This window comes from Arthrobacter wenxiniae (assembly GCF_013376105.1).
Lineage (GTDB): Bacteria > Actinomycetota > Actinomycetes > Actinomycetales > Micrococcaceae > Specibacter > Specibacter wenxiniae.
The window spans coordinates 113,483-133,075 of sequence record NZ_JAAMFM010000007.1; the positions used below are offsets into that span (position 1 = coordinate 113,483).

Below are 19,593 nucleotides of genomic sequence, written 5' to 3' on the forward strand. Positions count from 1 at the left end.
AATTCTTGGACGTGCCGCCGGACAGCGGGGGACGGTTCAACTACCTGCGGGGAGAGATGTCGAGCATGCCGGCCGGATCGAAAACGCCCGCGGGCAATCCGGGCGCCATCGTCACGGTCCCCAACGTCATCACCGTGGTCAGGTTCCTGGGCACGCCCCTGTTTGTGTGGCTGGTGCTGGGGCCGCGCGATTACGGCTGGGGTGTGTTCGTCCTGGCGATGATGGGCTGCACCGACTGGATTGACGGCTTCGTGGCGCGCAAACTCAACCAGACCTCAAAATTGGGCCGGATCCTGGATCCGCTGGCCGACAGGGTGGCGCTGGTGGCCGTGACCATCACCCTGGTCATTGCCGGGATCCTGCCGCTCTGGCTGCTGCTGCTCCTGCTCATTCCCGACGTGGTCCTGCTGGCGGCCACGCTGTACTACTTCCGCGGCGATGCCGGGCTGAAGGTGACGCTGCTGGGCAAGGCCCGCACGGCGGCGCTGATGGTCGGCACGCCGATGCTGCTGCTGGCCAAGGCCCTGGATTCAGACTTCACCACAGTCCTGGCCTGGGTCTTCCTGGGCTCCGCCATGGGGATGCACGTGGTCGCCTTCACCCAATACTTCCGCAGGCTGCTCGCCAAGCACCGGGACATCCACCTGCCCGCAGCACCGCCCGGGACCGGCAGCCCGTGATGTGGCTGGCGGTGGCGTGCGCCGTGGTCGCAGCCTTCTTCCTGGCCTTCGGCGCCCAGCGCCAGGGCACTGCTGTGCAGAGCAACACCGGCGGCCTGGCGCTCGGCGGCACCGGCTTCCTGCGCCTGCTCCGCAACCCGCGCTGGGTGCTCGGCCTGCTCCTGCTGGGGGCGGGCATGGCACTGAACGTGGTGGCACTGACGCTCGGCACGCTGACCGTCATCCAGCCCATTGGCGCGATCGCCCTGGTCATCACCACGGTCGTCAACTCCCGCGACCAGGGCATCCGCCTCAACCGTGCCACAGTGGTCGCCATCAGCGCCTGCGTCACCGGCAGCGCCCTGTTCGTCCTCATGGCAGTCAACGTGGTCAGTGAGAACACCCACGTGCGCGAATCCGAGGAACTGACCGTGGTGATGCTGCTGGCCGTTGTCATTGTGATCTTCGGCGGATCGCTGGTGCTGTTCAAGCGCCGGCTGAAGGCGTTCTTTTTCATCCTTGGCGCGGGCGTCCTCTTTGGCTTCGTGGCCGTGCTGACCCGCATCATCTCCCGCCAGGTGTTCGACCCCAACGGGCTGTTCCTGCTCAACGTCCAGTGGTACTCGATCATCGCCATTGCGGCCGCGGGGGGACTGGGGAGCTGGTTTGTCCAGAGCGCCTACGCCAGCGGCCCCCCGGACCTGGTCATTGCCGGGCTGACGGTCATCGACCCGATGATCGGCATCGCCATCGGCATCACCATCCTGGGCGAGTTGCGTCCCGACGTGCCGCCCGTGGTGGCGATATCCATGGCGGGGTCGGCTTTGCTTGCTATCGTGGGGGTGGTCGCCTTGTCGCGGCACCATCCGGACGTGGTGCAACGCCGGGCGGATGCCAGGCGGTAGCGGCACAAGCAGCGTCCGCACGCACGGGACACCGCCAGCGGCGTCCGCCCCTTTGCAAAAGTACGACGGCGTTGGGAACCCCTACGGTTCCCTGCGTCGGGGCGCCGGAACGGTCCGGCGGCCCGCCAATCCACCAGGAGTTTTATCCGTGACTTCCACCCCGGAAAACAGCGCGCAGCAGCCGCTGACCATCTTGATTGCCGCAGACACCTACCCGCCCCACATCAATGGCGCGGCGCAGTTCTGCGTCAGGCTGGCCACCGGCATGACGGCACGCGGCCATGACGTCCACGTCATGACCTTCCGCCCGGACGGCGGCCCCATGTACACGGAAAAGAGCGCCGAAGCCACCCTGCACCGGCTGCGGTCCCGCCCCGTACCCACGCACGAATACTTCAGGGTCTGCCTGCCGTGGGAGATCAAGAAGGACGTCGCCGCGCTGTTCGACACCATCAAGCCCGACGTGGTGCACGTGCAAAGCCACTACATGATCGGCGAGCAGGTGATCTACGAGGCACAGCGCCGCGGCATCCGCATCGTGGCGACCAACCACTTCATGCCGGAAAACCTGAACCCCTTCCTGCCGTTCCCGCAGTGGTTCAAGAACATCGTCGGCCGGGTGTCCTGGCATGACATGGGCAAGGTCATGAGCCGGGCCGACGTCGTCACAACGCCCACGCCGCTGGCTGCCAAGGCCATGCACGAGCACGCGTTCCTGGGCAAGGTGCTGCCCCTGTCGAACGGCATCGACGCCGGCAACTACGAGCTGGCCGAAGGCGAAGTCCTGGAGCGGAACCCGTACCCGACGGTGGCCTTCGTGGGCCGCCTGGCAGAGGAGAAGCACATTGACGTGCTGATCGACGCCATTGCCAAGACGCCCGCCGACCTCAACCTCCACCTGGTGGTGGTGGGCGGCGGGGAGGTCAAGAATGCGTTGAAGGCGCAGGCCGAAAGTCTGGGGCTGTCCGACCGCGTCACGTTCACCGGCCTGATCAGCGACGAGGACCTGCGCGACGTGTACCTCAAGGCCGAGCTGTTCGTCATGCCGGGCACAGCCGAACTGCAGTCCCTGGTGACGCTGGAAGCCATGAGCGCCTCCACCCCTGTGGTCCTGGCCGATGCCATGGCCCTGCCCCACCTGGTGGAGGAGGGCGTCAACGGCTACCTGTTCAAGCCCAATGACAGCAAGGACCTGGCGGAGAAGATCACCATGGTCATGCGGCTCTCGCCGGAGGACCGGGCGGCCATGGGCGCCGCCAGCCACTCCATGGTGGCCCGCCACGGCCTGGCGAAGACGCTGGACACCTTTGAGGACATCTATCGCGGCGGCAGCTACGAGGACCACGCAGTTTAGGGCAGGACGCATTAGTATTGCAGGAGTGCTTTTCCCTGCGGCCGGAATGCCCCGCGGGGCTTCATGCGGGGGAGGGCGCGCTGCGAGGGGCCATAGCTCAGCTGGTTAGAGCGCGGGACTCATAATCCTAAGGTCCTCGGTTCAAGTCCGAGTGGCCCTACTTGCAAAAAAGTCCCCGGAATCCAGGCGATTCCGGGGTCTTTTCATTTTCACGGGGCGCGCGGGTCGATGAGACGTCGGATCGCCGGTTTGTTGCCCTCGTCACGTAGTTACATTAAGTCACTCGCGACTAAAACGTTTGTCGAGCCCCGTACTTTAAACGGCCCTCCCAAGCAAAGGAAACGTAGTCTCCAATGCTACAGTTGACCGCCCGGCCGCGCCTCCACGAACATCCAAAACATGACGGCCCTGCGCACCGTGCAGAACGCCGGCATCACGCTGGAAAATGTGGTGGTCCCGCACGCCTTCAAGGTGGCGGGCGGCAACAGCTTGCGCGACACCAACAAGGTCCTGAACGTGACCCGGCTGTCCTTTGCCTGGCCGGCCGTTGGCCCGCAGGCGGCCGCGTTCGACGCCGACCGGCGCTACGCGGTGGAGCGCCAGCCGTTCGGCCGGCCCATCGCCTCCTTCCGGCTGGTCCAGGACCAGCTCGTGAAAAAGCTGGTCAACGTTGAGGCCTGCAGGGGCACGACGGTCCGCCTGGCCCGGCTCGAGGACCGGGGCCTGGCCAAGGCCGGGCAGTCCGCACTCGCCAAGGCGTTCCCCGGCGGCAACAGGACCGACGGGCGCAGGTCCAGTATGAATTGCAGCGGGTTCAAGTAGGTGTCCCCGTGGCGCACGCCCCAGTGCAGGCAGCTGTCCCCGCCCTGCCAGCCCGTGCCGCAATGCGTGATCCCGGCCACCGTTCCCACCGGACCGCCGCGCGCAACCGCGTCCCCCGCGTGCAGCGGGGACGCGACTGGTTCGAAGCTCAACCGCAAGCCGTCGGCAGTGGCGATGGTCAGCACCGGGCGGTCCACCACCACGCCCGAAAACGAAACCACGCCCGCAGTGGGCGCCAGTACGGCGGTACCCTGGGCCGCAAGCAGGTCCACGCCGCGGTGTCCACCGAGCCAGGGCTTGTCCGGCGGGTCGAAGCCGTGGGCCACCCGTGGCTTGCCGGCCACCGGCCAGCCCCAGGCGAGGGACGGCGGCAGGGGCCGGGCCGCCGTCGTATGTGGGGACTGCGGGACGGGGGACTGCGGGACGGGGGACTGCGGGACGGGGGACAGTGCGCCCGGGGGAGAGCCCGCCGGGGCACCGCCCGCGGAAGCCGCCGGGGACAGGAGCAGGGCCGCGGCCAGGACCACTGTCCAGGGCAGCCGCGACGGCCGCTTCCGGGGAAAAGTTGCGCTCATGCCCCCAGCCTGCCCCCTGTGCGGCTGCCGCTCGCGGCTGTTTTTGGAAACTGGGCGCAACGCGCCGGCGCGGCCCGCCTGTGGAGGGGGCAATGGTGGCGTGGTGCCCCGCAGCCCTGTAGTAGCATGGTGGGAGCAGCGCGCTCTTTTGTGCGCTGACTACGCGCACCCCACCCTGACGAGGTGCCCACGGGAAACCTGGGTCCTGCCGATGGATTGTGCCCATACGGTCCGCCCCGCGGCGGGACATGGACGCGCAATAGGGTGCCAGGAGCAAAACCTGCGGACGGAACACCGCACCGCAGGTTGACACGCTAATGAACCGTAAATAAAACAAGAAGGAGCGCCGGCATGCCCGTCGTAACCATGCGCCAGCTGCTTGACAGCGGCGTCCACTTTGGACACCAGACCCGTCGTTGGAACCCGAAGATGAAGCGATTCATCCTCACGGAGCGCAACGGCATCTACATCATCGACCTGCAGCAGTCGCTGTCCTTCATTGACCGCGCCTATGAGTTCGTCAAGGCCACAGTCGCCCACGGCGGCACCGTCCTCTTCGTCGGCACGAAGAAGCAGGCGCAGGAAGCCATCGCGGAGCAGGCCACCCGCGTGGGCCAGCCCTACGTGAACCAGCGCTGGTTGGGCGGCATGCTCACCAACTTCCAGACGGTCTCCAAGCGCATCTCGCGCATGAAGGAACTCGAAGAGATCAACTTCGACGACGTTGCTTCCTCGGGCCACACCAAGAAGGAGCTCCTGCTCCTCAAGCGTGAACTGACCAAGCTGCAGACCAACCTCGGTGGCATCCGCAACCTGAACAAGGCCCCGTCCCTGCTCTGGGTCGTCGACACCCCGAAGGAACACCTCGCCATCGACGAGGCACACAAGCTGAACATCCCGGTTGTCGCCATCCTGGACTCCAACTGCAACCCGGACGACGTCGACTTCCCGATCCCCGGCAACGACGACGCCATCCGCTCCGTCAACCTGCTGACCCGCGTGGTCGCCGACGCCGTCGCCGAGGGCCTGATCGCCCGCAACGCCAAGGCCACGGGCAACGAGGAAGCTGCGGCCGAGCCGCTGGCCGAGTGGGAGCGCGAGCTCCTCGAAGGCGACAAGGCTCCCGCCGCGGAAGCCCCGGTTGCGGAAGCTCCCGTTGCGGAAGCCCCCGTTGAGGAAGCTCCGGTTGCGGAAGCCCCCGTTGAGGAAGCTCCGGTTGCGGAAGCTCCTGTTGCGGAAGCCCCCGCCGCGGAAGCCGCCGTTGAGGAAGCCCCCGCCACGGAAGCCGCAACCGAGAAGTAAATCCTGCCCGCCGGCACTCGCGGCAACGCTGTGCCGGGATGCAAGAGCTTAGACGCTGGCAGGATCGCACCGCCCACCAGGCGGCGCGGTCCTGCCAGCGTTCAGTGAAGCACGTTACAAAAACACAAATATCTACACTGAGGGGTTCATATGGCGAACTACACCGCCGCTGATATTAAGGCTCTGCGCGAGCGCACTGGCGCTGGCATGATGGACGTGAAGAAGGCTCTCGACGAGGCCAACGGCGACGCCGAGAAGGCCATGGAGTACATCCGCATCAAGGGCCTCAAGGGCGCCACCAAGCGCGAAGGCCGCTCCACCGCCGAAGGCCTGGTCGCCGCCAAGGTCGAGAACGGCGTCGGCGTCATGGTTGAGGTCAACTGCGAGACCGACTTCGTTGCCAAGGCCGCCCCGTTCATCGACTTCGCCAACAAGGTCCTGGAGACCGCACTGGCCTCCGGCGCCACCGATGTTGAGGCGCTGCTGGCTGCCGACGTCGACGGCAAGCCCCTGTCCGAGCTGGTCATCGAGGCCGGTGCGCTGCTGGGCGAAAAGGTTGCCGTCCGCCGCGTTGCCCGCGTTGAAGGTGCCACGGTTGACGCCTACCTGCACAAGACGTCCAAGGACCTCCCGGCCCAGGTCGGCGTGCTGTTCGCCATCGACGGCGCCAACCAGGAAGTTGCCCACGACGTGGCCGTGCACATTGCCGCCATGTCCCCGACATTCCTCTCCCGCGACGACGTCGCTGCGGAGACCGTCGAGAACGAACGCCGCATCGCCACCGAGACCGCGCAGGCCGAAGGCAAGCCCGAGGCCGCCATGACCAAGATCGTTGAAGGCCGCCTGACCGGCTACTTCAAGGAGATAGTCCTGGTTGACCAGGCTTTCGCCAAGGATGCCAAGAAGTCCGTCGGCGCCGTGCTGAGCGAAGCCGGCGTGAAGGCAACCGCCTTTGCCCGGTTCCGCGTCGGGGCCTAAGCACCCCAGGCATTGACGCGCCTCATCCATGGGATGTGGCACACAGGGGGCGGCCGCCTTGCGCGGCTGCCCCTTCCTCATGCCCGGTGTCGGTTAGGATTTTAGAGGCGCCCACCCGTGCCGCCCCCTTGAGGTGGCCGGGACCCCGGGGCCGCCGCCCTGCCCCGCAACTGCACCGACATCACTGCACCGACATCACTGCACCGACATCACTGCACCGACATAACGGCATTGTGGAACCGGCCCCCTGACACGCGGCCGGTTCCCACGGAAGGCAAAATGACAACGAACACCCCAGGCCCCACGCAGGACATCGCCCACAACCCCTCCGGCACCCCGAAACGGCGCCGGGTGCTGTTGAAGCTCTCCGGTGAAGTTTTCGGCGCTGGCAAGCTCGGCGTCGACCCGGACACCATCCGCGACATTGCCAAGCAGATCGCCAGCACGGTGGACCGCGTGGAGGTCGCAATCGTGGTGGGGGGCGGCAACTTCTTCCGCGGCGCCGAACTCTCCGCCTCCGGCATGGACCGCTCCCGTGCCGACTACATGGGCATGCTCGGCACCGTCATGAACTGCCTGGCCCTGCAGGACTTCCTGGAGCAGGCCGGCGTGGACACCCGCGTCCAGAGCGCCATCACCATGGGCCAGGTGGCTGAGGCCTACATCCCGCGCCGGGCCATCCGGCACATGGAAAAGAGCCGCGTGGTCATCTTCGGGGCCGGCGCGGGGCTGCCGTACTTCTCCACCGACACCGTCGCCGCCCAGCGCGCCCTGGAAGTCCATGCCGATGTGGTGCTGATGGCCAAGAACGGCGTGGACGGCGTCTACACCGCGGACCCCAAGAAGGATCCCACCGCGGTAAAGCTGGACCACCTCAGCTACGACGAGGCCATGGCGCGCGACATCCGTGTCATGGACCAGACCGCGTTCAGCCTGTGCAAGGACAACAACGTCACCATGCTTGTCTTTGGCATGGAGGGCGAGGGCAACGTGGCGCGCGCCATTCTCGGCGAGGAACTCGGCACGCTGGTCACCCCGTAACGGCCGCCGCGGGGCCGGGCGCGGAGGGGCGGCGGCCCCGCCATGACGCCCGGAACGCGGCGGACCAGCTGGCCCGCAGCCGGGGCGTGGCCGGGCCCGTCCCGGGCCGGGCCGGCCGCCGGCTCACGGTAGGATGGGTTCAGGATTGCCGCGTGCGCAGGCCGCGGATGAGTTGTGATTTCACTAATGTTGAGGGAGATAGACGTGATTGAAGAAACTTTGCTCGAGGCCGAGGAGAAGATGGACAAGGCCATCGAGGTCGCGAAAGAGGACTTCTCCGCCGTCCGCACGGGCCGCGCCAACGCCTCCTTGTTCAACAAGGTGATGGTCGAATACTATGGTGCCCCGACCCCGCTGCAGCAGCTCGCGTCCTTCGCTGTGCCGGAAGCGCGCACCCTGCTCATCACCCCTTTCGACAAGAGCGCCCTGCACGAAATCGAGCGGGCCCTGAGCTCCTCGGAAGTTGGCGCCAACCCGTCCAACGACGGCAACGTGATCCGTGTCGTCATGCCGGAACTGACCCAGGAACGCCGCCGCGAATACGTCAAGCTGGTCCGCACCAAGGGCGAGGAAGCCAAGGTGTCCGTCCGCAACATCCGCCGCAAGGCCAAGGAGGCGCTGGACAAGCTCGTCAAGGACGGCGACGCCGGTGAAGACGAGGGATCACGCGCCGAAAAGGAACTCGACGCCCTGACCAAGGCGCATACGGACAACATTGACGAGCTGCTCAAGCGCAAGGAAGTCGAGCTTCTCGAGGTCTAATGACGGACCCCAAGCCTGCGCAGGACGGTCCCCCCGGGGAGGCGCCTGACGCACCGACCCCGGGCGCCAGCCCCCCGCCGGGCCTGGACGAGCACCAGTTTCCGACCCGGAAAGCGCGGCGCATTGCCGAAATGACGGGCGTGGTTCCCGCTGTCGCGCCTGAAAGACCAAGGGCGAGCAAGGCGGCACAGCACAAGCCCGCCCCCTCAGGGAAGGCCCCCTCAGGGAATGCCGCGGCCAGGATTCCCGGCGCCAAGGCGGGGCGGCCAGGTGCCCCTGGCCGGAAGGCTCCGTCCTTCAGGGACGACGGCGCCCGCGCGCCGGTGAGTGCCGCGTCCGTGACCGGCCTGCCCGCGGTGCCTGTGCCTCCGGGGCCCATCGCCCCCGTGCCGGCGTCCGTGACGGCTCCCCGGCCGCCGCGCACGCCCAAGGCCGGCCGCGACCTCCCCGCGGCCATCGGCGTTGGCGTCACGCTGCTGGTGCTGGTCCTGGGCAGCCTCCTGTTCTTTCCGCTCGCGTTCGTGGTGGTCGCCACCGCGTTCGTGGTCGTGGGCGTGTGGGAGGTCTCGCGCGCCGTCGGCACCCGCGGCATCCGGCTGCCGCTGACCCCCGTCATGATCGGAACGCTCGCCATGCCGGCGTCGGCCTATTTTGCCGGCTCGGAAGGGCTCCTCTTCGCCCTCGTGGCCAGTGCGGGTGCCACGCTGCTCTGGCGGTCGCTGGACTCCGAGCCTGGCGCGGTCAAGAGCATCCTGGCCGGCGTGTTTGTCCTCATGTGGATCCCCTTCCTGCTCAGCTTTGTCCTGCTCATGATGCAGGGGGTCCGTCCGCCCACCACCGGGCTCACCCTCGACTTGACCGACATGAACCCGGGCATGATCGAGGTGGTCATCATGCTGCTGCTGGTGGTGGCCAACGACACCTTTGGCTACCTGGTTGGCGTGCTCTTCGGCAGGCACCCCATGGCCCCGAAAATCAGCCCCAAGAAGTCCTGGGAGGGCTTTGCCGGCTCCATGGGAGGCGCCATGGTGGTGGCCATCCCCGCCACCATGTTCTTCCTGGAGGTGCCCTGGTGGGTCGGATTTGTGCTGGCCGTTGGTATGGTCTTTGCAGGCACGGGCGGCGACTTTGCCGAGTCCATGGTCAAGCGCGAGCTTGGCTTGAAGGACATGAGCAACCTGCTGCCCGGGCACGGGGGCGTCATGGACAGGCTGGACTCCATCTTGTTCGCCGCGCCCGTCGCCTACGCCACTTTTAGCGTTCTAGGCCAGCTCTGATGCGCCCCTGGGTGGGCGTCCGGGGCCGGTTCCCGTCCAAGCAAGCACGACACCCGAGGAATGACTGTGACCGTGGAAGACAAGACTCGCACCAACTCCAAGTTCAAGCTGGTTGGTCCCAAGGAGATCGGGTATAACGTCAAGCAGGTTGACGTGTTCCTGGACCGCGCCCGCGCCTACTTCCTCAATGCCGACACCAACGGCGTGGCCATCACCAGCCACGACGTCCGCACGGCGTCGTTTGATCCGGCCCGCGGCGGCTACAACGCCCAGGCCGTCGACGCCGCCATGGACCGGATCGAGGACGAGTTCGTGCTCCGCGAAAAGGAACTGCTGATCAAGTCCGAGGGCGAGAAGGCCTGGATGCTCAAGATCGGAAAGTCCGCCTCCCTCCTGCGCGGACGCCTGCACCGGCCCGACGGCGAGCGGTTCCGCCGCCCTTCCAGGAAGAACGTCCAGAGCTACAACACCGACGACGTGGACCTGCTGTGCCGTGAGCTGCTCACCTACATTGAGGACAACGGCGAGTTGAGCGTGGACGTGGTCCGACGCGCCGTGTTTGCCCCGGCCAAGGGCGCCGACGGCTATGAGGAAAGCCAGGTGGACGCCTTCCTTGACCGCGTGGTGGAGCTCATGGCAGCGATTGACATTCCCGCAGGCGGCTAGCGCGCGCGGCCCGGCGCCGCGTGCGGGCGTTCGGGCACGTGCAGTTTCGACATGAACCTGGCAACGCCCGGGCTCTGGCGGCCCGCCGTTGCCAGGGATACCGCCACCATCGTGGCAAAGGCCACGGGCACCGTCCACGCCGCGGGCTGCGTCAAAATGCCGCGCCACGGTGAATCGGGCGCCAGTTGCGCACCGACCAGCATCGACGCCCCGCACAGCACCCCGCCGGCCAGCATGCCCGCCACCGCGCCCGCGTCGGTCAGCCCGCGCCACCAAATGCCCAGCAGCAGCAGCGGGCACACGGTGGAGGCTGTAAAGGCGAACACCAGCCCCACGCTGCCGGCCAGGGCCAGCGAATCCGTGCCCAGGGCCACGCCCAGCGGCACCACGGCCGCGGCCACGGCCGCAATCCGGAAGCCGCGGACGCTCCCGCCCAGCAGGTCCTGGCTGATGACGCCGGCCAGCGAGACCACCAGCCCGGAGGTGGTGGACAGGAAGGCTGCAAAGGCGCCGGCCACCACCAGGGTGGAGAGGATCTCGCCGCCCAACCCGCCAATGAGCCGGCCGGGGAGCAGCAGAACGGTCGCGTCGGGGGCGCCGTGCGCGGCCAGCCCGGGCAGGAACACCCGCCCCACCACCCCGTAGATGGTGGGAAACAGGTAGAAGAGGGACAGCAGCCCGAGCACGATCAGCGTGGTGCGGCGGGCCGCGGCGCCATCGGGGTTGGTGTAAAAGCGCACCAGCACGTGGGGGAGCCCCAAGGTGCCGAACAAGAGCGCCACCATGAGCGACAGCGTCCCGTAGGTGCCGGCCGCGCCGGCCGGGGCCGCGGCGGGGAAGAAGTCCGTCCCGGCAGGCACGGCGCCTGACCCGGTGGGCCCGCCGTGCAGCTGGAGCAGGATGAAGACGGCCGGCACTGCCAGCGCCGTCAGCTTGAGCCAGAACTGGAAGGCCTGGACAAAGGTGATGGAGCGCATGCCGCCGGTGATCACGGTCAGGCAGACAATGACGACGACGGCCCCGGCGCCCACCCACGCCGGCAGCCCGGTGGTGGTGCGGATGGTCAAGGCCGCCCCGTGCAGCTGCGGGACGATGTAGAACCAGCCCACCACCACCACCAGCACGCTGGTGACGTGGCGGGCAGCCGTTGACTCCAGCCGCGCCTCGGCAAAGTCTGGAATGGTGTAGGCCCCGGACCGGCGCAGCGGGGCGGCCACGAAGAACAGGAGCATGAGGTAGCCGGCCGTGTAGCCGATGGGGAACCAGAGGGCGTCGATCCCCGAAATCATGATCAGCCCGGCAATGCCCAGGAAGCTGGCCGCCGAGAGGTACTCCCCGCCAATGGCTGACGCATTCCACCACGGCGGCACCGTCCTTGACGCCACGTAAAAGTCGCTGGTGGTGCGTGAGATCCGCAGCCCGTAGAAGCCGATCAGGGCCGTGATGGCGGAGACCGAGATCAGGGCCGTGTAGCCGATGGCCGGATTCACTTGCCCTCCACCAGGTCGCGGTAACGGTCCTCATTCCGGGTGGCCGCGCGCACATACAGCCACGCGGACGCGCCGATGATGGGGTACACGCCCACGCCCAGCATGAGCCACGGGGCGGGAATGCCCAGGATCCGCCAGTCAGCGAAGTCCGGCACCCAGCGCACCGCCGTCCAGCAAATCAACAGGGCGGCCGCGAAGCCGGCGCTGACCACCAGACCCAGCCGGAGCTGGGACCGGATCAACGACCGCACCATGACCTCGCCCACGGCCGACTGCTCGGCCACTTCCTGCGAGACGCTGGTGCCGGCGGCGACGGAGCGGGCCTGGCTGCGCGGAGCCACGACGCGTACGCGGCCGGGAGCGGGCGGGGCCGGCGGGGGGACCCGCCGGAGGCCGGGCTGGGAGTCGGGGGCGCCGTCGTCGTTCATGGCAGGTTCACGGCAGGGGCCGGACGCGGGTGGCCTGAAGATGCTCCCGCAGGGCGGGCAGGTGTCGCCGGCTCACGGGCAGGTCGGTGTTGGCAACCGAGACGGTGGGCTTGGCGGAGCCCAGCTTCAGGGCGGTGACAAACGGCATGCAGACAAGGTAGGAGCGGTGGATGCGCACGAAGCCGGACGCCTGCCAGCGCTGCTCCAGGTCCGAGAGGGGGACGCGGACCAGGTAGCTCGCCTCGGCCGTGTGCAGCCGCGCATAGTCGCCCTGGGCCTGGACAAACCTGACCTCGTCGAGGCGGATGATCCGGCTCACCCCGCCCTGGTCCACGGTAATCAGCTCCGACTCCCGCGACTCGGACGGCTGGGCCACCATTTCCGCGACGCGCCCCACCGTCTTGGCCAGCCGCGCGGTGCTGACCGGCTTGAGCAGATAGTCGACGGCGGCGAGGTCAAAGGCCTCGAGGGCGCGGTCGTCGTCGGCCGTGACAAAAACCACCAACGGCGGGCGGGGCGAGCGCCCGATCACGCGCGCCAGCTCCAGGCCGTTGAGGCCGGGCATGTGGATGTCCAGGAATGCGGCATCGACGTCCTCCTCGGCCAGGATTTCCAGGGCCCGCGCGCCACCCGGGGCCCGGTGGATGGTGCCGATGCGCGGATCCCGGCCCAGCAGGTACGCGAGTTCCTCGACGGCGGGCAGTTCGTCGTCGGCGACAAGGACGTTGATCATGGTGACCAGCCTAGCGGCCGAGGGGCCACGACCGAGCGGAGCGAGGTTGGGGAGGACGATAGGCGCTAGCGGCCGAGGGGCCACGACCGAGCGGAGCGAGGTTGGGGAGGACGGTAGGCGCTGGCGGCCGAGGGCCGGCTCAGGCGTCGTGGCCGGGCTGGTTCTTGGGAACCGTCATGGTGATCAGCATGCCCTGTCCCACCCCGGTGTCGATGGCCAGCCCGTGGTCGTCGCCGTACACCTGCCGCAGCCGGGCGTCGACGTTGCGCAGGCCCACATGGGTGCCGTCCCGCTGCCCGGCAAGGATGTTTCGGAGCTCCTCGGGGTCCATGCCCACGCCGTCGTCCTCGATGGTGACCTGGGTGTAGGCGCCCAGGTCCCGCGCGGACAGCTGCACCAGCCCAGGGCCCTCCCTCGCCTCGAGCCCGTGCCGGACGGCGTTCTCCACCAGCGGCTGGAGGCTGAGAAACGGGATGACAGTGCTGAGGACCTCGGGCGCAATTTGAAGGCTGATCTGCAGCCGGTCGCCGAAGCGGGCGCTCTCCAGCAGCAGGTACCTGTCGATGCAGCGCAGTTCCTCGGCGAGGGTGGTGAAATCGCCGTGGCGGCGGAAGGAATAGCGGGTGAAGTCCGCGAACTCAACCACCAGGTCGCGGGCGCGCTGGGGGTCCGTGTTGATGAACGAGGCGATGGCGTTGAGCGAGTTGTAGATGAAGTGCGGGCTGATCTGGGCGCGGAGGGCCCGGACCTCCGATTCGACCAGCAGCGTGCGCGACGCGCTGAGCTCCGCCAGTTCCAGTTGGGCGGAGACCCAGCCGGCCACCTCATTGGTGGCCCGCACCAGCCCGGCGCTGGGCTGCGTGCTGAGGATGATCACGGTGCCCACCACGCGGGAGTCGACGTTGAGCGGGCAGATCACCGCAGCCTTCAGGCCCGAGCCCTCCTCCGGCAGGCCGAGCGACACCCTCAGGGCCGAATCGAGGACGGCCACCTGGGTGCGCCCGTTGCCCAGGGCGCGCGCGGCCAGGCCCATGACCGCCTCCGGGTCGGGTTCCTTGGACGCCGCCCCGGACCCGTCCCAAGCCAGCAGCCGGGTCCCGTCCGTCATGGCAAAGGCCGCACAGTTCAGCAGTGCGCGCAGCTGCCGGCTCGCCTTCAGCGCACCCGCCGGTTCCAGCCCGTTGCGCAGCTGGGCGCCCGCCGCCGCGGCCGAGTGCAGGGTCCGGAACGTTGCCCGCTCCGCATCGGTGCCCAGCTCGCGATGGGACCGCGACAGCCTCAATCCTGCCGCCGCCACCACGGCAACGGCGGCGACCACCACGGCGATGGTGATGGTGAGCACGAGCGTGGAGTCACTCAGGGCGGCAGGAGGCATGCGATACACACTAGCGCCACGTGCCGGCGTCGTCCCTTCACGAGGTGCGCCCCATGGGCCGGCGTGCCGTTGGGCGCACGGTCGACGCCGTTCAGCGCGGCAGCCGCCCGGTCGGCGCCTTGTGTGATCCGCAACACCCCATAGTAAGAGGGATCACATCACTCAAGGAGGAATGATGGGTAATTCTGCCCAAGCAAGCCCAGGAAGTCCCGATGTGGACTTTGCCCAAGTCCAGGAGTCGGAGGAGTTCAAGGACCTTCGCAAGAGCCACCGCAGCTTTGTGTTTCCCGTAGCACTCGGCTTCCTGCTCTGGTACTTCGCCTACGTCCTGTTGGCGGCGTACGCCCACGACTTCATGTCCATCAAGGTGTGGGGGTCCATCAACATCGGCCTGGTCATGGGCCTGCTGCAGTTTGTCACCACCTTCGGCATCACCACGTGGTACGTCCACTACGCCAACAGCAGGATGGACCCCAAGGCCGCGAAGATCCGCACCCGCCTGGAGTCCCAAATCTCGGCCGGCTCGGCCACGGAAGGGGTCTAGGCGATGAACGCAACCTCAGTGCTGCAGCACCTTGCCGCCGCGGACAAGAGCCTCGGGGAACAGACCAAGGACACGTCCTGGATCAACATCCTGATCTTCGTCCTCTTTGTGGGCGTCACCATGGTGGTGGTGTTCCGCGCCAGCCGCAACAACAAGACCGCCGCGGACTACTACGCGGCCGGGAGGTCCTTCTCCGGCGGACAAAACGGCACCGCCATTGCCGGCGACTACCTCTCCGCAGCCTCCTTCCTGGGCATCACGGGCGCCATCGCCATCAACGGCTACGACGGCTTCCTGTACTCGATCGGCTTCCTGGTCGCGTGGCTGGTGGCCCTGCTGCTGGTGGCCGAACTGCTGCGCAACACGGGCAAGTTCACCATGGCCGACGTCCTCTCCTTCCGCCTCAAGCAGCGCCCCGTCCGCATCGCCGCGGCCACCACCACCCTGGTGGTCTGCTTCTTCTACCTGCTGGCCCAGATGGCCGGAGCCGGCGGCCTCGTCTCGCTGCTCCTGGGGCTGGACAACGGCAACAAGACCGGCCAGGGAATCGTCATTGCCGTGGTCGGCGTGCTCATGATCGTCTATGTATTGATCGGGGGCATGAAGGGCACGACCTGGGTGCAGATCATCAAGGCCTGCCTGCTCGTGGTCGGCGCCGCCATCATGACGGTCATTGTGCTGGCCATGAACGGCTTCAACCTGAGCACGCTCATGGATGCGGCCGTGCAGACGTCCATCAACGAGGGCGGGGCGGGGGCGGCCCTGTTGAACCCGGGCGCCGCCTACGGCAAGGCGCCGCTCGACTTTGTTTCGCTGGCGCTGGCACTCGTCCTTGGCACCGCGGCCCTGCCGCACGTGCTGATGCGCTTCTACACCGTCCCCACCGCCAAGGAGGCCCGCAAGTCGGTGGTGTGGGCCATTTGGCTCATCGGCATCTTCTACATCTTCACCCTGGTCCTGGGCTACGGAGCGGGCGCCTTGATTGGCAAGACGGCCATTCTGGCGGCGCCTGGCGGCGTCAACGCTGCCGCGCCCCTGCTGGCGTTTGTGATTGGCGGGCCCATCCTGCTCGGCTTCATCTCCGCGGTCGCCTTCGCCACCATCCTGGCCGTCGTGGCCGGGCTGACGATTACCGCCGCCGCCTCGTTCGCCCACGACATCTACTCCAACGTCATTGTCAAGGGTGAGCCCAAGCCGGAAATGGAAGTGAAGGTGGCCCGCCGCACCGTGGTGGTCATCGGCATCGTCGCCATTGCCGGCGGCATCCTGGCAAACGGGCAGAACATCGCGTTCCTCGTGGCACTGGCCTTCGCCATCGCGGCATCGGCCAACCTGCCCACCATCCTCTTCTCGCTGTTCTGGAAGAAGTTCACCACCCAGGGCGCGCTGTGGAGCATGTACGGCGGGCTGGCGTCGGCCATCATCCTGATTGCCTTCTCCCCGGTGGTTTCCGGCAGTGAAAAGGCCATGATTCCTGGCGCCAGCTTTGACTGGTTCCCGCTGGCCAACCCCGGCATCGTCTCCATCCCGCTGGCGTTCTTCCTGGGCTGGCTGGGCACGGTCCTGGACAAGAACACGGAGAACCCGCAGGTCCAGGCCGAGATGGAAGTCCGCTCCCTGACCGGTGTCGGCGCCGAGAAGGCCGTGGAACACTGACGTGATTGAAGGCCCCGTCCGGCGTTGACGCACGACGCCGGACGGGGCCTTTTGCCGTCGTAGGCCATGAAGCGGAGCCCGGCCGGGTCGCGTCGATGCGCCACTTGGCAAGTGGCGCATCGTTGGAACGCAAGCCCGCGCAGTTTCAAAGGCGCGGGCGCCGGCTACCTGTCCAGGACGCGTTCCAGCAGGGGAGTGAGGCGGAAGGGGACCAGCTCGTTCATGGCAAGCGAGGTCTCGGTGCGTTCCACGCCGTCGCAGGCGAGGATCTTGCCGTTGATGCGGAACAGGTCCTCCGCCCCTGTGGAAACCACCCGCACCAGGATGTCCGCCCGGCCACTGAGCCCGTGGGCCTCCACCACCTCGGGGATGCCGGCCAGCGAGGCCGCCAGGGCCGCGAGCTTTTGCTGCTGCACGTGGATGGAGATGTAGGCCGTCAGCGGGTACCCCAGCACGGCGGGACTGATGCGGTGGTCAAATGCCAAAAAGGCGTGCCCCTTTTCCAGCGAGGACATCCGCGCCTGCACGGTGTTGCGCGACAGTCCCAGCTGCTGCGCCAGCGCCACGACGGTCTGGCGCGGGTCCTGGACCATGGCCAGGAGGATGCGGGCATCGGTGCCGTCCAAAGTATGCATATTGCGCAGATTAGCACGGTGGCGGCCATCAATGTAGTGCAGAATGATCAATATTTTGAAGGGACATTGCGCCAACTGCATGCTGTGAGTATCGTCACAGCTAAGGGTTGCAATGACGCCGCCCTGCCGCGCGCGCAACGACCCATTGCAAAACTGCACGCGGCCTGGGGGCCCGCATCCACAAGATGCTCCGGCCCGTTGCCAGGGGCCCGGCCCCCGGCAGGAAGTTAAGGAGGCGAACTGCCGTGCTGGACGCATCAGCCATTTCCGGGGCATCACCGCAACCCGGAATTCACCAACTTATTGCCGCAGACGGCACCAGCGTTGCCGACGAGGAACTGGCCCCCCTGGTGGCCGACGTCGACGACGACCAGCTTCTCCAGCTTTACTCGGACATGGTCACCATCCGGCGCATTGACGTCGAGGCCACGGCCCTCCAGCGCCAGGGCCAGCTGGCCCTGTGGCCGCCCATGCTGGGCCAGGAAGCATCCCAGGCGGGCTCGCTCCATGCCCTGACCATGGACGACTTCATCTTCCCGACCTACCGTGAAAACGGCGTGGCCTACCTTCGCGGCGCGGACCTGGCCGGCATCATGAGCACGTGGCGCGGGAGCGCCAACACCGGCTGGGACCCGCACAAGTTCAACATGGCAACCCCGCAAATCATCATCGGCGCCCAGACCCTGCACGCCACCGGCTACGCCATGGGACTGGTGCTGGACGGCAAGGAGGCGCTGTCCATTGCCTACCTGGGCGACGGCGCCAGCAGCCAAGGCGACGTCCACGAATCCATGGTTTTCGCCGCCAGTTTTCAGGCCCCCGTCATCTTCTTCTGCCAAAACAACCACTGGGCCATCTCCGAGCCTGTGGGCCTGCAGGCACACGCCCCGATCGCAGGCCGGGCCCCGGGATACGGCATACCGAGCATGCGCGTCGACGGCAACGACGTGCTGGCCGTCCTGGCCGCCACCCGCTGGGCGGCGAACCGGGCGCGCAGCGGCGGCGGCCCCAGCTTCATTGAGGCGGTCACGTACCGCATGGGTGCCCACACCACCGCGGACGACCCCACCCGGTACCGCGGCGTCACCGAATTGGAGGAGTGGGGTGCCAGGGACCCGATTGCCCGAGTGCGGGCCTTCCTGCAAGGCCGGGGAAGGCTCGACGAGGCCGCGGAGGCCGGGGTGGCCGCGCGCGCGGACACCATGGCCGCCGAGCTCCGCAACGGCTGCATCAACATGCCGGACCCCGCCCCCATGACCGTCTTTGACAACGTCTACACCACGGAGCACGCCATCCTGGACCGCCAGCGGGACCACTACGAGCGGTACCTGGCCGCCTTCGCCACCACCGAGGGAACCACCCTGGAAGGGAGCCGGTCATGAGCAGGCTGACACTGACACAGGCCATCAACGCGGGCCTGCGCAAGGCGATGGAAGACGACCCTAAGGTGGTCTTGATGGGCGAGGACATTGGCACGCTGGGCGGCGTCTTCCGCGTCACCGACGGCCTGATGAAGGACTTTGGCTCGCACCGCGTCATCGACACCCCGCTGGCCGAATCCGCCATCATCGGCACCGCGGTGGGCCTGGCCTACCGCGGCTTCCGGCCCGTCTGCGAGATCCAGTTCGACGGCTTCATCTATCCCGGTTTCGACCAGATCGTGTCCCAGGTGGCCAAGCTCCACATGCGCACGCACGGGCAGGTCCGCATGCCGCTGACCATCCGCGTGCCGTTCGGCGGCGGGATCGGCTCCCCGGAGCACCACTCGGAATCGCCCGAGGCCTACTTTGTGCACACCTCGGGCCTCCGCGTCATCAGCGTCTCGAACCCGCAGGACGCCTACACCATGTTGCGCCAGGCCATCGCCTGCGACGACCCTGTCCTGTTCTTCGAGCCCAAGCGCCGCTACCACACCAAGGGTGAAGTGGACCTGGATGCGGACCTGTCCCGGGCCCCCGCCATGGGCGCCTCCCGCGTGGTGAGCGCCGGCACCGACGTCACCCTGGTCACCTACGGGCCCCTCGTCAGCACCGCCCTTGACGCCGCCAAGGCCGCGGCCGACGACGGCATCTCCCTTGAGGTGATCGACCTGCGTTCCCTGTCGCCCCTGGACTACGGCCCCATCGAGGACTCCGTGCGCCGCACCGGACGGCTCGTCATCACCCATGAAGCCTCCGAGACCCTGGGCCTGGGCGCCGAAATTGCCGCCGGGATCACCGAACGCTGCTTCAACTACCTGGAGGCGGCACCCGTGCGCGTCACCGGCTTCGACATCCCATACCCGCCGTCCAAGCTCGAAAAGCACCACCTGCCCGACCTTGACCGCATGCTCGACGGCGTTGACCGAGTCCTCGGCCGCCCCAACTCCCTCTCGGGGCTGGAAGGATGACC

The 19,593-nt window shown here is 67.5% G+C and carries 18 protein-coding genes, 1 tRNA gene and 2 pseudogenes; 15 read left to right on the forward strand and 6 right to left on the reverse strand.

What is annotated here, in order from left to right; all coding sequences use genetic code 11:
* The first annotated feature begins 11 nt into the window (after positions 1-11).
* The 5 genes and pseudogenes from G6034_RS07300 to G6034_RS07320 form a co-directional block, all read left to right on the forward strand.
* Complete coding sequence (locus tag G6034_RS07300) at positions 12-680, forward strand: CDP-alcohol phosphatidyltransferase family protein (protein ID WP_343037981.1); 669 nt, start codon at positions 12-14, stop codon at positions 678-680.
* On the forward strand, positions 677-1,564 hold the full coding sequence (locus tag G6034_RS07305) for a DMT family transporter (RefSeq protein ID WP_176634439.1): 888 nt from the start codon (positions 677-679) through the stop codon (positions 1,562-1,564). The genes G6034_RS07300 and G6034_RS07305 overlap by 4 nt, the downstream gene beginning before the upstream one ends.
* A gap of 148 nt (positions 1,565-1,712) precedes the next feature.
* A complete protein-coding gene (locus G6034_RS07310) occupies positions 1,713-2,918 on the forward strand; it encodes a glycosyltransferase (protein WP_343037974.1) in 1,206 nt (401 codons plus the stop codon).
* A gap of 86 nt (positions 2,919-3,004) precedes the next feature.
* Positions 3,005-3,078 (forward strand) — tRNA-Ile (locus tag G6034_RS07315).
* Between the two features lie 236 nt (positions 3,079-3,314).
* Positions 3,315-3,680 (forward strand): annotated as a pseudogene (locus G6034_RS07320) (acyl-CoA dehydrogenase family protein); the annotation flags it as partial.
* 107 nt (positions 3,681-3,787) lie between these two features.
* Here G6034_RS07320 and G6034_RS07325 read toward each other — a convergent pair.
* Positions 3,788-4,315 (reverse strand): annotated as a pseudogene (locus tag G6034_RS07325) (peptidoglycan DD-metalloendopeptidase family protein); the annotation flags it as partial.
* A gap of 351 nt (positions 4,316-4,666) precedes the next feature.
* Here G6034_RS07325 and rpsB point away from each other — a divergent pair.
* The 6 genes from rpsB to G6034_RS07355 all read left to right on the forward strand — a co-directional run bounded on the left by rpsB (position 4,667) and on the right by G6034_RS07355 (position 10,341).
* A complete protein-coding gene (gene rpsB, locus G6034_RS07330; protein WP_176634442.1) occupies positions 4,667-5,617 on the forward strand; it encodes a 30S ribosomal protein S2 in 951 nt (316 codons plus the stop codon).
* A gap of 150 nt (positions 5,618-5,767) precedes the next feature.
* Positions 5,768-6,595 (forward strand): translation elongation factor Ts, encoded by an 828-nt coding sequence (gene tsf, locus G6034_RS07335; protein WP_176634443.1) that lies wholly within the window; start codon positions 5,768-5,770, stop codon positions 6,593-6,595.
* Positions 6,596-6,874: 279 nt separating this feature from the next.
* Positions 6,875-7,636, forward strand: coding sequence for a UMP kinase (pyrH, locus tag G6034_RS07340; RefSeq protein WP_176634444.1), 762 nt, complete (start codon positions 6,875-6,877; stop codon positions 7,634-7,636).
* Positions 7,637-7,840: 204 nt separating this feature from the next.
* Positions 7,841-8,398: a ribosome recycling factor gene (gene frr / locus G6034_RS07345; RefSeq protein ID WP_176634445.1), complete on the forward strand. Its 558-nt coding sequence runs from the start codon at positions 7,841-7,843 to the stop codon at positions 8,396-8,398.
* A 338-nt stretch (positions 8,399-8,736) separates the two neighbouring features.
* Positions 8,737-9,675, forward strand: coding sequence for a phosphatidate cytidylyltransferase (locus tag G6034_RS07350; RefSeq protein ID WP_425485474.1), 939 nt, complete (start codon positions 8,737-8,739; stop codon positions 9,673-9,675).
* Positions 9,676-9,741: 66 nt separating this feature from the next.
* The gene (locus G6034_RS07355; RefSeq protein WP_425485475.1) at positions 9,742-10,341 is read left to right on the forward strand and encodes a DivIVA domain-containing protein; all 600 of its coding nucleotides are present in this window, start codon (positions 9,742-9,744) and stop codon (positions 10,339-10,341) included.
* Here G6034_RS07355 and G6034_RS07360 read toward each other — a convergent pair.
* From G6034_RS07360 to G6034_RS07375, 4 genes are all read right to left on the reverse strand, one after another.
* Positions 10,338-11,831 (reverse strand): sodium:solute symporter family transporter, encoded by a 1,494-nt coding sequence (locus G6034_RS07360; RefSeq protein ID WP_176634447.1) that lies wholly within the window; start codon positions 11,829-11,831, stop codon positions 10,338-10,340. The two genes, G6034_RS07355 and G6034_RS07360, sit on opposite strands and share 4 nt — an antisense overlap.
* Positions 11,828-12,259 (reverse strand): hypothetical protein, encoded by a 432-nt coding sequence (locus tag G6034_RS07365; protein ID WP_246295400.1) that lies wholly within the window; start codon positions 12,257-12,259, stop codon positions 11,828-11,830. Before G6034_RS07365 ends, G6034_RS07360 begins: the two co-directional genes overlap by 4 nt.
* Before the next feature lie 7 nt (positions 12,260-12,266).
* Positions 12,267-12,992, reverse strand: coding sequence for a LytR/AlgR family response regulator transcription factor (locus G6034_RS07370; protein WP_176634448.1), 726 nt, complete (start codon positions 12,990-12,992; stop codon positions 12,267-12,269).
* A 139-nt stretch (positions 12,993-13,131) separates the two neighbouring features.
* Complete coding sequence (locus tag G6034_RS07375) at positions 13,132-14,352, reverse strand: GAF domain-containing sensor histidine kinase (RefSeq protein WP_425485478.1); 1,221 nt, start codon at positions 14,350-14,352, stop codon at positions 13,132-13,134.
* A gap of 190 nt (positions 14,353-14,542) precedes the next feature.
* On the opposite strand from G6034_RS07375, the gene G6034_RS07380 reads away from it, so the two are divergent.
* Positions 14,543-14,911, forward strand: coding sequence for a DUF485 domain-containing protein (locus G6034_RS07380; RefSeq protein ID WP_176634481.1), 369 nt, complete (start codon positions 14,543-14,545; stop codon positions 14,909-14,911).
* A 3-nt stretch (positions 14,912-14,914) separates the two neighbouring features.
* Positions 14,915-16,567 carry a solute symporter family protein gene (locus G6034_RS07385; RefSeq protein ID WP_176634450.1) on the forward strand — a complete coding sequence of 551 codons (1,653 nt, stop codon included), beginning with the start codon at positions 14,915-14,917 and terminating at the stop codon, positions 16,565-16,567.
* Positions 16,568-16,731: 164 nt separating this feature from the next.
* Here the strand turns inward: G6034_RS07385 and G6034_RS07390 are convergent, their stop codons facing one another.
* Entirely contained in the window at positions 16,732-17,202 is a 471-nt protein-coding gene (locus tag G6034_RS07390; RefSeq protein WP_176634451.1) for an Lrp/AsnC family transcriptional regulator, read from the reverse strand.
* A 245-nt stretch (positions 17,203-17,447) separates the two neighbouring features.
* Here G6034_RS07390 and pdhA point away from each other — a divergent pair, with 245 nt between their 5' ends.
* Together pdhA and G6034_RS07400 are read left to right on the forward strand one after the other, a co-directional pair.
* Positions 17,448-18,584, forward strand: coding sequence for a pyruvate dehydrogenase (acetyl-transferring) E1 component subunit alpha (gene pdhA, locus G6034_RS07395; protein WP_343037976.1), 1,137 nt, complete (start codon positions 17,448-17,450; stop codon positions 18,582-18,584).
* On the forward strand, positions 18,581-19,591 hold the full coding sequence (locus G6034_RS07400; RefSeq protein ID WP_176634453.1) for an alpha-ketoacid dehydrogenase subunit beta: 1,011 nt from the start codon (positions 18,581-18,583) through the stop codon (positions 19,589-19,591). Before pdhA ends, G6034_RS07400 begins: the two co-directional genes overlap by 4 nt.
* Positions 19,592-19,593 lie beyond the last annotated feature (2 nt).

Bases quoted from the DNA above. Each gene is read 5' to 3' on its own strand.
- G6034_RS07385 (WP_176634450.1), top strand. From the start codon at position 14,915: ATGAACGCAACCTCAGTGCTGCAGCACCTTGCCGCCGCGGACAAGAGC.
- G6034_RS07380 (WP_176634481.1), top strand. From the start codon at position 14,543: ATGGGTAATTCTGCCCAAGCAAGCCCAGGAAGTCCCGATGTGGACTTT.
- G6034_RS07370 (WP_176634448.1), bottom strand. From the start codon at position 12,992: ATGATCAACGTCCTTGTCGCCGACGACGAACTGCCCGCCGTCGAGGAA.
- G6034_RS07390 (WP_176634451.1), bottom strand. From the start codon at position 17,202: ATGCATACTTTGGACGGCACCGATGCCCGCATCCTCCTGGCCATGGTC.
- pyrH (WP_176634444.1), top strand. From the start codon at position 6,875: ATGACAACGAACACCCCAGGCCCCACGCAGGACATCGCCCACAACCCC.
- tsf (WP_176634443.1), top strand. From the start codon at position 5,768: ATGGCGAACTACACCGCCGCTGATATTAAGGCTCTGCGCGAGCGCACT.
- G6034_RS07365 (WP_246295400.1), bottom strand. From the start codon at position 12,259: ATGAACGACGACGGCGCCCCCGACTCCCAGCCCGGCCTCCGGCGGGTC.
- rpsB (WP_176634442.1), top strand. From the start codon at position 4,667: ATGCCCGTCGTAACCATGCGCCAGCTGCTTGACAGCGGCGTCCACTTT.
- G6034_RS07400 (WP_176634453.1), top strand. From the start codon at position 18,581: ATGAGCAGGCTGACACTGACACAGGCCATCAACGCGGGCCTGCGCAAG.